General features: G+C 71.0%; 6 protein-coding genes. 3 read left to right on the top strand and 3 right to left on the bottom strand.

Annotated elements, in window-relative coordinates; translation table 11 throughout:
* Position 1 precedes the first annotated feature (1 nt).
* Positions 2–1477 (bottom strand): sugar transferase, encoded by a 1476-nt coding sequence (locus ACFWFZ_RS04820; RefSeq protein ID WP_387116672.1) that lies wholly within the window; start codon positions 1475–1477, stop codon positions 2–4.
* 381 nt (positions 1478–1858) lie between these two features.
* Here ACFWFZ_RS04820 and ACFWFZ_RS04815 point away from each other — a divergent pair, with 381 nt between their 5' ends.
* Entirely contained in the window at positions 1859–4126 is a 2268-nt protein-coding gene (locus ACFWFZ_RS04815; RefSeq protein ID WP_387116669.1) for a M4 family metallopeptidase, read from the top strand.
* Between the two features lie 179 nt (positions 4127–4305).
* Here the strand turns inward: ACFWFZ_RS04815 and ACFWFZ_RS04810 are convergent, their stop codons facing one another.
* Both ACFWFZ_RS04810 and glgP read right to left on the bottom strand, forming a co-directional pair.
* On the bottom strand, positions 4306–4980 hold the full coding sequence (locus ACFWFZ_RS04810; protein ID WP_387116666.1) for a hypothetical protein: 675 nt from the start codon (positions 4978–4980) through the stop codon (positions 4306–4308).
* A 410-nt stretch (positions 4981–5390) separates the two neighbouring features.
* Positions 5391–8027, bottom strand: coding sequence for an alpha-glucan family phosphorylase (gene glgP, locus ACFWFZ_RS04805; protein ID WP_387116663.1), 2637 nt, complete (start codon positions 8025–8027; stop codon positions 5391–5393).
* Between the two features lie 772 nt (positions 8028–8799).
* Here glgP and ACFWFZ_RS04800 point away from each other — a divergent pair.
* Together ACFWFZ_RS04800 and treS are read left to right on the top strand one after the other, a co-directional pair.
* Positions 8800–10794 carry a maltotransferase domain-containing protein gene (locus ACFWFZ_RS04800; protein WP_387116660.1) on the top strand — a complete coding sequence of 665 codons (1995 nt, stop codon included), beginning with the start codon at positions 8800–8802 and terminating at the stop codon, positions 10792–10794.
* Positions 10791–12509 (top strand): maltose alpha-D-glucosyltransferase, encoded by a 1719-nt coding sequence (gene treS, locus ACFWFZ_RS04795; RefSeq protein ID WP_387116657.1) that lies wholly within the window; start codon positions 10791–10793, stop codon positions 12507–12509. The genes ACFWFZ_RS04800 and treS overlap by 4 nt, the downstream gene beginning before the upstream one ends.
* Positions 12510–12663: the final 154 nt, after the last annotated feature.

The raw sequence follows: 12663 nt of genomic DNA, 5'->3' as shown, positions 1-12663 counted from the left end.
CTCAGTAGGCTCCGCGGCCGTCGACGACGGCGCGGAGCGTACGGCCCATCACGTCGACGTCACTGGTGAAGGACCAGTTGTCGACGTACTGCAGGTCCAGCTGGATCGTTTCGTCCCACGACAGGTCCGACCTGCCGCTGATCTGCCACAGCCCTGTCATCCCGGGGCGCACGGTCAGCCGGCGCAGCTCGACCTCGTCGTACTGGGCCACCTCGTCCGGCAGCGGCGGGCGCGGGCCGACCAGCGACATGTCGCCGAGGAGTACGTTGACCAGCTGCGGCAGTTCGTCGAGGGAGGTGCGGCGCAGCAGTCGGCCCACCCGGGTGACCCGGGGGTCGCGCCGCATCTTGAACATCAGGCCGTCGTTCTCGTTGGCCCCGGCCAGTTCGGCCTTGCAGGCGTCGGCGTCCACCACCATCGTGCGGAACTTCCACATGACGAAGGGCACGCCGTCGCGGCCGATGCGCTGCTGGCGGTAGAAGGCGGGGCCGCGCGAGCCGAGGCGGATGGCGAGCACGATCCCGAGGAAGAGCGGGGAGAGCAGCAGCAGTCCGGCGGCGGCGCCCACCCGGTCCAGGGCCGACTTGAGCAGCGTCTGCACGCCGCGGCTGACCGGCGGCGCGACGCGCAGCACGGCGAGTCCGCCGGCGGACAGGGTCTCCAGTCGCTTGACGGAGACCTCCACCAGCCCGGGGAAGACGGCGAGTTCCAGTCCCGCGTCGTGCAGGGCCCAGGCGATGCGGCGCAGCCGCTCCCCCGTGATCCGTACGCCGGGGGCCACCAGCACCAGGTCGGCGTGGTGGCTGAGGACCGCGCCGAGCACGGCGGCGGAGTCGACGCCGGGGGCCTCGGGGGCGTCGGCGTCGAGCCGTGCCGCCACGGGGACACCGCTGGCGAGCGGGCCGGTGCCGACGGGGACGACGCCGACGACCACGTACGGGTGGTCGGTGCGGGCGGCGAGGTGTGCGATGACGTCCTCGGCCGCGTCGGGTTCCCCTATGACGAGTACGCGGCTCACGGCCTGGGCCTCGCGACGGGCGGCCGAGAGGTGGCGGTAGGTCAGTTTGTGGCAGGCGATGGTGATCAGGAGGGCGGGCAGCAGGGCCCCGAGGGCGGACAGCCGGGGCGTGTCCTCCTCGGTCACCACGCGCGCCACGGCCAGGACGCCGATCAGAATCAGCCAGTCGTGGAGGACGGGCAGCACTCCGCGGGACTCCCCGAGCGCCCGGGTGGCGTATCTGCGGCGCAGCGCCTGTATGCCGGTCCACGCCACGGCGGCGGCCACCGCGCAGTAGACGGGTCGGACCTGCTGGGCTGCGTCGAAGACGAGTCCGACGGGGACGGCGGCGCCGAAGAAGTCGGCGGCTATCGCGGCGGGACGGTACCAGCGGGCCTTGTCCCCGAGGCGCCGTGCGGGCACCAGGGGCTCATGAGCCGCCCTGGCCACTCTTTGCGCAGGAAAATGAACATGCCTCATGGGCCCCCCTGGCACGTGGTCTATGACATTGGCACGTGTCCATGGCTTCCCCTGGCAACAGACACTGCCGCACCGGCAAACAGTACGACAAACACCCGTGCGGTCATGGCCGTTTCGGTCAACCGGGCCTCTTGTTGCGCAAGTGTTAGCAACCGGTAGCTGGCGTTCCGCATCCTGGACGCCTTACGGAGCACACGAAGGTGAATAGTCCGGATACCGGATATGCATCTTCGGACAACGAACCGTTTCCGGCCAACCTTTTGACGCGGCCCTGACATCCGACGCGCCAAGTGGCAATCTTCGACCGTTCATCGCACCGCACCTGCTCTGCCCGGAGGCCCACCCAGCCGTCCGGAACCCCCCTTGCAGAAGGAGTCTGCGTTGAGGTCCACCCCCCAGAGGCGTGCCACCGCGGCGGGCGCGCTCGTTGCCGCGGCAGCCCTGCTCGCCGTAGGTATACAGACCGGAACCGCCTCCGCCGACGCCACCGCGTCACAGGCACCCAAGGCCGCCCAGTCCAATCCGGGCGCGGCCAACCGCGTACTCAGCGCATCGGAGCGTGCGACGCTCCTCGCCGAAGCCAACTCGACCACCGCGCAGGCCGCCAAGGCGCTCGGCCTCGGCAGTGGCGAGAAGCTCGTCGTCCGCGATGTCGTCCAGGATGCGGACGGTACGACGCACACCACGTACGAACGGACCTACGACGGCCTGCCCGTGCTCGGCGGCGACCTCACCGTCCACGCCAAGAACGGCGTCACCAAGAGTGTGACGAAGGCGACCCACCACGAGATCAAGGTCGCGACGACCGAGGCCTCGGTCGCCCCGTCCGCCGCCGAGAGCCAGGCGGTCTCCGCCGCCGGCGCCGAGGGCTCGACGGAGGCGAAGCCCTCCAAGAACGCCCGCAAGGTGATCTGGGCGGCCGAGGGCGCTCCGAGGCTCGCGTTCGAGACGGTCGTCGGCGGCCTCCAGCACGACGGCACGCCGAACGAGCTGCACGTGGTGACCGACGCCAGGACCGGCGCCAAGATCACCGAGTGGCAGGCCGTCGAGACCGGCACCGGCAACACGATGTACAGCGGCCAGGTGACCCTCGGGACCTCGCAGTCGGGCAGCAGCTGGAACCTGACCGACGCGGCGCGCGGCAACCACAAGACGTACAACCTCAACCGCGGCTCGTCCGGCACCGGCACGCTCTTCTCCGGCCCGGACGACACCTGGGGCAACGGCCTGCCCTCCAACCTGGAGACGGCCGGCGCGGACGCGCACTACGGCGCCGCGGTCACGTGGGACTACTTCAAGAACGTGCACGGCCGCAACGGCCTGCGCAACGACGGCGTCGCCCCGTACAGCCGGGTCCACTACGGCAACAACTACGTGAACGCCTTCTGGCAGGACTCCTGCTTCTGCATGACGTACGGCGACGGTGACGGCAACGCCAAGCCGCTCACGTCCACCGACGTGGCCGCGCACGAGATGTCCCACGGCCTGACCTCGGTCACCGGCAACATGACCTACAGCGGTGAGCCCGGCGGCCTGAACGAGGCCACCTCCGACATCTTCGCCGCGGCGGTGGAGTTCTACGCCGGCAACCCGCAGGACGTCGGCGACTACCTGGTCGGCGAGAAGATCGACATCCGAGGCAACGGCACCCCGCTGCGCTACATGGACAAGCCCAGCAAGGACGGCTCGTCCAAGGACGCCTGGTACTCGGGCATCGGCTCCATCGACGTCCACTACTCCTCGGGCCCGGCCAACCACTGGTACTACCTGGCCTCCGAGGGCTCCGGCGCCAAGGTCGTCAACGGCGTGAGCTACGACTCGCCGACCTCCGACGGCCTCCCGGTCACCGCGATCGGCCGCGACGCCGCCTCGAAGATCTGGTTCCGCGCGCTGACCACCGGTCTGTTCAAGTCGAACACCAACTACGCGGCCGCCCGTACGGCGACCCTGCAGGCGGCGGCCGACCTCTACGGCGCCGGCTCGACCACCTACAACAACGCGGCGAACGCCTGGGCGGCCGTCAACGTCGGCCCGCGCATCGTCAGCGGCGTCTCGGTCACCCCGATCGCCAACCAGAACACCCAGGTCAACACCGCGGTGAGCCTGCAGGTCCAGGCCACCAGCACCAACCCGGGTGCGCTGAGCTACGCGGCGACCGGCCTGCCGGCCGGCCTGTCGATCAACTCCTCGACCGGTCTGATCTCCGGTACGGCCACCACCGCGGGCACGTCCAACGTGACCGTCACCGTGACCGACTCGCAGAGCAAGACCGGCACGGCGTCCTTCACCTGGACCGTCGGCACCAGCGAGCAGAACGTCTTCGAGAACACGGCCGACTACCAGATCAGGGACAACTCCACGATCGAGTCCCCGATCAACGTGACCCGTTCGGGCAACGCCCCGAGCACGCTGAAGGTGGACGTCAACATCGTCCACACCTACGTCGGTGACCTGGTGGTCGACCTGGTAGCCCCCGACGGCAGCGTCTACAACCTGCGCAACCGCAGCGGCGGCAGCGCGGACAACATCGTCCAGACCTTCACCGTGAACGCCTCCTCCGAGGTCGCGAACGGCACCTGGAAGCTCCGCGTCAGGGACGCTGCCAGCCTGGACACCGGCTACATCAACAGCTGGAAGCTCACCTTCTGACCCTTTCGGGGCAGCGTGGGCCACAGCTGAACAGATAGATAGACACGGGGCCGCCCGGGAGTAGACCTCCCCGGGCGGCCCTGTCCCATCGGCCCTGTCCCACCGGCCCTCCCCGCGGGCCCGGACCGCCCTTCGCCGGACGGACGGCGCGGCGGGGCCGACGCAGGAGGTCCGGCCGGTCAGCCGACGGCGCGCAGGACCCTGGAGACGAAGTCCTCCTCCGCTTCATCCGCCTCGTCCACTTGCTCCACCTCTTCCTCGTCGCCCTGCTCGCCCCGGCCCTGGCCCTGCTCGCCGTCGTCGTTCCAGTCGCCGCGGCCCTGCTCCTGCTCGCCGTCGTCGTTCCAGTCGCCGCGGCCCTGCTCCTGCTCGCCGTCGTCGTCGTTCCAGTCGCCCCGGCCCTGCTCCTGCTCGCCGTCGTCGTTCCAGTCGCCCCGGCCCTGCTCCTGCTCGCCGTCGTCGTCGTTCCAGTCGCCCCGGCCGGGGCCACCGGCTTCGTCCGCCGGCGTGAAGAAGGCCGCCACGACCTCCACGCCCGACACCGCCCCGTTCGGCCTCAGCGTCGCGACGGGCCTGCCGCCGCAGCCGGGGTCGTCGAACAGCAGGGCCCGCGACCGCGTCCGGTTGGCGACCTCGACGGCGGGGTCGCGGCGGGAGGTGCCCGTGAGCAGGTAGCAGGTGCCGTCGTCCGCGGGCCGGATCCGGCCCTGCCGCTCGCGGCCGGCGTCGTCGACGTACCGGTAGGTCAGCGTGCCGAGGCGGTATCCGTGGTCGTCGGCCGGCGCGGGCCCGGCGGTGGGCAGGGCGAGCGCGAGAGCGCCGGCGAACACGGCGGCGGTGGTGCCAAGACGCATGGGGAGTGTCCGTTCCTCGGGTTCCTCGGGTTCGGCGGATGCCGGATCCGGTGGCATCCGCGGGCAGCGTAGGAGCGGAACAGGACGCCGAAACGATTCGGCAAACCGGGCGCGTACGCAGGTTCACCCAGGAGGTCCCCCGTCGTGCACCTCTGGCGAGGAAGCGGGCGGCGGACGGACCCGCCGCCCGCGCGCCCGCCCCTCGCCGGAGCGTGTGCGGACAGACCACCTAGTGCCGCGCCAGGCGACGACTGCCCGTCAGGAGCGGCGTCCGGTGCGTGCTCTCGGCGTGCCGGCCGGAAGCGCTCGTACGGGACGTACGTGGCTTTCGGCCGGTGCGGCGAGAGTGCGTGCCGGGCGTCGCGACGGGGCGAACGTTGCCTGACGCGGCACTAGTGCCTGACGCGGCGCTAGCGCAGCAGCACCCCGCCGCCGTTGTCGGTGGCCGCGGGGGCCGCGACCAGGCCCAGTTCGGCCGGGGTCGCCAGCAGCGGATGCGTCGGCAGGATGCGGACCGTGTAGCCGAAGGGCCCGGTGCGGTCGAGGGCGAGCGGCCCCTCGTACACCCAGCGGCCCTCCATGTCGGGACCGGCGGCCGGCTTGAGCGGGAAGGTCCGCGCGTCCCGGATCACGTCCTGCGGGTCCACCCGGCCCGCGACCGCCTGTACCTCCACGTCCTCGGGCGCGAGCGAGTCCAGGGACACCTGTACCCGCAGCGTGAGGGTGGCCCCCAGCTCGGCGGTGCCGTTCACGGGAGCCGCGGCCAGCGCCTCCACGTGCTCGACACCGACCCGCGGCCACGCCGCCCGGACCCGGCCCTTCCACCAGGCGAGGTCCCGCGCCGCGTCGGCGGTGAGGGCGCGGTGGGCGAGCGCGGCCGGCGCGTACAGCAGCTCCACGTACTCGCGCACCATCCGTCCGGCCAGGACCTTCGGCCCCAGCGACACGAGCGTGCGCCGGACCATCTCGATCCACCGCACCGGGAGTCCGGCGCGCCCGGCCCGGTCGTAGAACCGGGGCGCGACCCGGCCCTCGATCAACTCGTAGAGGGCGTTCGCCTCCAGGTGGTCGCGGCGGTCCTCTTCCGCGCCGAGCCCGTCGGCGGTCGGGATGGCCCAGCCGAAGTCCGGCTCGAACCACTCGTCCCACCACCCGTCCAGGACGGACAGGTTGAGGCAGCCGTTCAGCGCGGCCTTCATCCCGCTCGTACCGCACGCCTCCAGCGGGCGCAGCGGGTTGTTCAGCCAGACGTCGCAGCCCGGGTAGAGCTTCTGTGCCATGGCCATGCCGTAGTCGGGCAGGAAGACGATGCGGTGGCGCACCCGCGGGTCGTCCGCGAAGCGCACCAGCTCCTGCACGAGCCGCTTCCCGCCGTCGTCGGCCGGGTGCGCCTTGCCCGCCACGACGATCTGCACGGGCCGCTCCGGGTCCAGCAGCAGCCTGCGCAGCCGGTCCGGATCGCGCAGCATCAGCGTCAGCCGCTTGTACGAGGGCACGCGCCGGGCGAAGCCGATGGTCAGCACGTCGGGGTCGAGTACGGAGTCCACCCAGCCCAGTTCGGCGGCGGCGGCCCCGCGCTGGAGCCACGAGGCCCGCAACCGGTCCCGTACCTCCTGCACCAGCTGCTCGCGCAGCACCCGCCGCAGGTCCCACACGTCCTGGTCGGGGATCTCGGCGACCGCGTCCCAGCGCCGGGAGCCGCCGACCGACAGGGCGTCCTCGGTGCGGCCCGCACCGATCTGGCGGGCGCCGAGCCGGACGACCTCGGGGGCCACCCAGGTCGGGGCGTGGACGCCGTTGGTCACGGAGGTGATGGGCACGTCGGCCGGGTCGAAGCCGGGCCACAGCCCGGCGAACATCTCCCGGCTGACCGCGCCGTGCAGGGTGGACACGCCGTTGGCCCGCTGGGCCAGCCGCAGCCCCATCACCGCCATGTTGAACACCCCGGGGTCGCCCCCGGGGAAGGACTCGGCGCCCAGTTCCAGGATCCGCTCGACCGGTACTCCGGCCAGCTCCCCGCCCTCGCCGAAGTGCCGGGCGACCAGGCTCCGCTCGAAGCGGTCGATCCCGGCCGGGACGGGGGTGTGCGTGGTGAACACGGTCCCGGCGCGCACCGCCTCGACGGCGGCGTCGAAGCCGAGGCCGCGCTCCCGCTCCAGTTCTCTTATGCGCTCAAGGCCCAGGAAGCCGGCGTGGCCCTCGTTGGTGTGGAACACCTCGGGCGCGGGGTGGCCGGTGATCCCGCAGTACGCGCGCACCGCGCGCACGCCGCCGATGCCGAGCAGCATCTCCTGGAGGAGCCGGTGGTCGCTGCCGCCGCCGTAGAGGCGGTCGGTCACCTCGCGGGCCGCGGCGTCGTTGTCCTCGACGTCGGAGTCCAGGAGCAGCAGGGGTACGCGCCCGACGCGCGCCTGCCAGATGTGGGCGTGCAGGGCGCGGCCGCCGGGCAGGGTCAGCGAGACGCGGGCGGGGGTGCCGTCGTCCTCGCGGAGCAGGCCGAGCGGGAGTTCGTTGGGGTCGAGGACGGGATAGTGCTCCTGCTGCCAGCCGTCGCGGGAGAGCGACTGGCGGAAGTAGCCGTGCCGGTAGAGAAGTCCCACGCCGATGAGCGGGACCCCGAGGTCGCTGGCGGCCTTCAGGTGGTCCCCGGCGAGGATGCCGAGGCCGCCGGAGTACTGGGGCAGGGCGGCGGTGATCCCGAATTCGGGGGAGAAGTAGGCGATGGCGGCGGGCAGTTCCGAGCCGTTCTCCCGGCTCTGGTACCACCTCGCGCCGTTCACGTAGTCATCGAGGTCGGCGGCGGCGACGGCGAGGCGCCGCAGGAAGCGGCGGTCTGCGGCCAGTGCATCGAGCCTGGCGGCGGAGACCGTGCCGAGCAGCCGGACGGGATCCCCGCCGGCGGCCTGCCAGCCCTCGGGGTCGACGGATTGGAAGAGTTCGCGGGTCTCGGCATGCCACGACCAGCGCAGGTTGCGCGCGAGATCGGTGAGCGGCAGCAGGGATTCCGGGAGGACGGGGCGCACGGTGAATCGACGGATAGCCTTCACACGTTCCACCTTCGCAGGGGATTGCGGATCGGAGCGGCCGCACCACGCTGTGCACCCGCGCATCACCCCGGGAAGGCTAGCGACACCCCCGCGTCCCGGCCATGCCGCCGCCTGCGGCGGGCGAGGTGGTCCGGAGGGCGGGGTGCGCGCCGGCGGGCCCGGCCGCCGCGCAGCCGGAGCGGGCGCCCGCGACGCGGTCGGCCCCTCCGGGGCGTGCGCCGGCTCGCCGCCGCCCGAATCCGGCAGGTGCTCGGCGGCACGCGGAACCTGCCGGACACCTCCCGGGGACCATCTTCGGCCAGATCTTCCAAGCCCCGCTGCACCAGCGGTCACTCCCGCCCCGCGACGGGGCGAGCGGTCGTCTCCCGTACCCCCGCGCGGGTGGTTCTCACGGGGCTCCGGAGGCCGGTGGGACCGGTGATTCGGGCTCCTACGCCACCTGGTCCCCGCCGACTTGACGGAGCCGCGCCGGATGTCGAGCGGAGGCTTGGTTATGCCCGTGCCACTACGTACGAGTAGTTAACCAAGTGCGCGGATTGGGCGGGGGGAGAGTGGGAAGGGCTCCCCGGGTACACGTGGTACACGCACGGCGCACCCGCCCACAAACCCTCTCCCCGCCACCCGAGTGAACGCGGACAGGAGCGGCCATGCCCGCAGCCCAGCCGTCTCTTGAGCGGCTAGAAACAGAGCGAACAGAGCGTGCACTACCAGTCGTGATACCGGCTGGCCTGTTGTCACCGAGCCCTGCGAACTGCCCCCAGGTGATCCCATCATGATCGGTCGCATTCCCGTGCTGGACGTCCGCCCCGCCGTCGACTGCGGCGCCAGACCCGCCAAGGCGGTCGTGGACGAGGTCTTCGAGATCTCCGCCACCGTGTTCCGCGAAGGACACGACGCCCTCTCCGCCCACGTCGTCCTGCGTGATCCGAAGGGGCGGCTGCGGCCCCCCGTGCCGATGAGCGAACTGGCTCCCGGCACCGACCGGTGGGGTGCCCGGGTCTCCGCCGAGGCCGAGGGGAGGTGGACGTACACCGTCGAGGCGTGGAGCGACCCGGTGGGCACCTGGCGGGCCCATGCCGCGATCAAGATCCCCGCCGGGATCGACACCGGGCTGGTGCTGCTGGAGGGCGCGGAGCTCTACGAGCGGGCCGCGGCCCGGATCCCCAAGCGCGACGGCCGAGAGGCCGTCCTGGCCGCCGCCGACATCATGCGGGACGAGGACCGGCCGGCCGCCGAGCGGTACGAGGCCGCCCTCGCCCCCGCCGTGGCCGCCGCGCTCGCCAGGCGCCCGCTCCGGGAGCTGGTCACCGCGTCCAAGCCTCTGCCCGTGGTCGTCGAGCGCAAGCGGGCCCTCTTCGGCTCCTGGTACGAGATGTTCCCGCGCTCCGAGGGAGCGGTACTGGAGCCCGGCGAGGCTCCGGTCAGCGGCACTTTCCGGACCGCCGCCGAGCGGCTGCCCGCAATCGCCGCGATGGGCTTCGACGTGGTCTACCTGCCGCCCATCCACCCGATCGGCAGCACCTACCGGAAGGGCCCGAACAACACGCTCTCCGCGGGCAGTTGGGATCCGGGTGTGCCGTGGGCCATCGGTTCCACCGAGGGCGGGCACGACGCGGTCCACCCCGAACTGGGCACCATCGAGGACTTCGACGCCTTCGTCGCGCGCGCCCGCGAGCTGCGCATGGAGATCGCGCTGGACTTCGCCCTCCAGTGCTCCCCGGACCACCCCTGGGTGGAGAAGCACCCCGAGTGGTTCCGCCACCGCGCCGACGGGACGATCGCGTACGCCGAGAACCCGCCGAAGAAGTACCAGGACATCTACCCGGTCCACTTCGACACCGACATGGCCGGCATCGTCGAGGAGACCTGCCGGATCCTGCGGCACTGGATGGACCACGGGGTGCGCATCTTCCGCGTCGACAACCCGCACACCAAGCCGGTGGTCTTCTGGCAGAAGGTGATCGCGGACATCAACAAGTCCGACCCGGACGTGATCTTCCTGGCGGAGGCCTTCACCCGGCCCGCCATGATGCGCGCGCTCGCCTCCGTCGGCTTCCAGCAGTCGTACACGTACTTCACCTGGCGCAACACCAAGGCCGAGCTGACCGAGTACCTGACCGAGCTGTCCTCCACCGCGTCCGCCTCGGTGATGCGGCCCAACCTCTTCGTCAACACGCCCGACATCCTGCACGAGTACCTCCAGAAGGGCGGCCGTCCCGCCTTCGAGGTGCGCGCGGTCCTCGCCGCCACCATGTCGCCCACCTGGGGGATCTACTCCGGCTACGAGCTGTGCGAGAACACCCCGGTGCGCGAGGGCAGCGAGGAGTACCTGAACTCCGAGAAGTACGAGTTCCGGCCGCGCGACTGGGACGCCGCCGACCGCGAGGGCCGCACCATCGCCCCGCTGATCACCGCGCTGAACCGGCTGCGCCGGCGCAACCCCGCGCTCCAGCAGCTGCGCGACATCCACTTCCACCCGACCGACAACGAACAGGTGATCGCCTATTCGAAGCACGCGGGCGCCAATTCCGTACTGGTGGTCGTCAACCTCGATCCGCACCACACCCAGGAGGCGACGGTCTCGTTGGACATGCCGGTACTCGGCCTCGACTGGCACGGGTCCCTCGCGGTGCGCGACGAGCTCACCGGCGAGACCTATCACTGGGGCAGGGCGAACTACGTGCGCCTAGAGCCGGGCCGCACGCCCGCGCACGTACTGGCCGCTCTGCGACCGTCCCCGCCCACCGGAGGGTCACCCACCACATGATGATCAACGATCCCGTCCACGACACCTTCGAGGACACCCCCGCCAAGGACCGCGATCCCGACTGGTTCAAGCGGGCCGTCTTCTACGAGGTCCTCGTCCGCTCCTTCCACGACAGCAACGGCGACGGCGTCGGGGACCTCAAGGGCCTCACCGCCAAACTGGACTACCTCCAGTGGCTCGGCGTCGACTGCCTGTGGCTGCCGCCCTTCTTCGCCTCGCCCCTGCGCGACGGGGGTTATGACGTCTCCGACTACACCTCGGTGCTGCCCGAGTTCGGCGACCTCGCCGACTTCGTGGAGTTCGTGGATGCCGCGCACACCCGCGGCATGCGGGTGATCATCGACTTCGTCATGAACCACACCAGCGACCAGCACGAGTGGTTCCAGCAGTCGCGCAAGGACCCGGAGGGCCCCTACGGCGACTACTACATGTGGGCCGACAACGACAAGCAGTACCAAGACGCCCGGATCATCTTCGTCGACACCGAGACCTCGAACTGGACGTACGACCCGGTCCGCAAGCAGTACTACTGGCACCGCTTCTTCTCCCACCAGCCGGACCTCAACTTCGAGAACCCGGCCGTCCAGGAGGAGATCATCTCCGCCCTCCGGTTCTGGCTGGACCTCGGCATCGACGGCTTCCGCCTCGACGCCGTGCCCTACCTGTACGCCGAGGAGGGCACCAACTGCGAGAACCTCCCGCGCACCCACCAGCTGCTGAAGCGGGTCCGGGCGGAGATCGACGCGCACTACCCGGACACCGTGCTGCTCGCCGAGGCCAACCAGTGGCCCGAGGACGTCGTCGACTACTTCGGGGACTTCGCCAAGGGCGGCGACGAGTGCCACATGGCCTTCCACTTCCCCGTCATGCCGCGCATCTTCATGGCGGTGCGAAGAGAGTCGCGCTACCCGGTCTCCGAGATCCTGGCCAAGACCCCGGCCATCCCGAAGAACTGCCAGTGGGGCATCTTCCTGCGCAACCACGACGAGCTGACCCTCGAAATGGTCACGGACGAAGAGCGCGACTACATGTACGCCGAGTACGCCAAGGACCCGCGGATGCGGGCCAACATCGGCATCCGGCGCCGCCTCGCCCCGCTCCTGGACAACGACCGCAACCAGATGGAGCTGTTCACGGCCCTGCTGCTGTCGCTGCCCGGCTCGCCGGTGCTCTACTACGGCGACGAGATCGGCATGGGCGACAACATCTGGCTGGGCGACCGCGACGGCGTCCGCACCCCCATGCAGTGGACCCCGGACCGCAACGCCGGTTTCTCCTCGTGCGATCCGGGCAGGCTGAACCTGCCGGTCATCATGGACCCGGTCTACGGGTACCAGGTCACCAACGTCGAGGCGGCCATGGCGTCGCCCTCCTCGCTGCTGCACTGGACCCGCCGGCTGATCGAGATCCGCAAGGCGAACCCGGCCTTCGGCCTCGGCTCGTACACCGAACTGCAGTCGTCCAACCCGGCGGTGCTCGCGTTCCTGCGCGAGTACGGGGACGACCTGGTGCTGTGCGTGCACAACTTCTCCCGCTTCGCGCAGCCCACCGAGCTGGACCTTCAGTCGTTCAACGGGCGGGTTCCGGTGGAGCTCACCGGTGATGTGCGCTTCCCGCCGATCGGCGAGTGGCCCTACCTGCTGACCCTGGCGGGACACGGCTTCTACTGGTTCCGGCTGCGTGCCGAACAGCGCGGTGACCGCCGCGTGAAGTAGCCGCACGGCGGTTCACGGGCGAGTGAGTCGAAGGGGCGCGCCTGGGGAACAGGTCCGAACGCGCGGAGGAATCGCGAGGTACGAGCGATTCCGAGCACGTACGGACCTGTGAGCCAGGCTCATGGCGCCCCGGAGGCGAACCGAGCCCGCAAAA

This window comes from Streptomyces sp. NPDC060232, from assembly GCF_042726555.1.
Taxonomy (GTDB): domain Bacteria; phylum Actinomycetota; class Actinomycetes; order Streptomycetales; family Streptomycetaceae; genus Streptomyces.
The sequence above is the reverse complement of the archived record's forward strand: the minus strand, read 5'-3'. Positions and strand labels throughout refer to the sequence as shown.

Bases quoted from the DNA above. Each gene is read 5' to 3' on its own strand.
- ACFWFZ_RS04800 (WP_387116660.1), top strand. From the start codon at position 8,800: ATGATCGGTCGCATTCCCGTGCTGGACGTCCGCCCCGCCGTCGACTGC.
- ACFWFZ_RS04810 (WP_387116666.1), bottom strand. From the start codon at position 4,980: ATGCGTCTTGGCACCACCGCCGCCGTGTTCGCCGGCGCTCTCGCGCTC.
- treS (WP_387116657.1), top strand. From the start codon at position 10,791: ATGATGATCAACGATCCCGTCCACGACACCTTCGAGGACACCCCCGCC.
- ACFWFZ_RS04820 (WP_387116672.1), bottom strand. From the start codon at position 1,477: ATGAGGCATGTTCATTTTCCTGCGCAAAGAGTGGCCAGGGCGGCTCAT.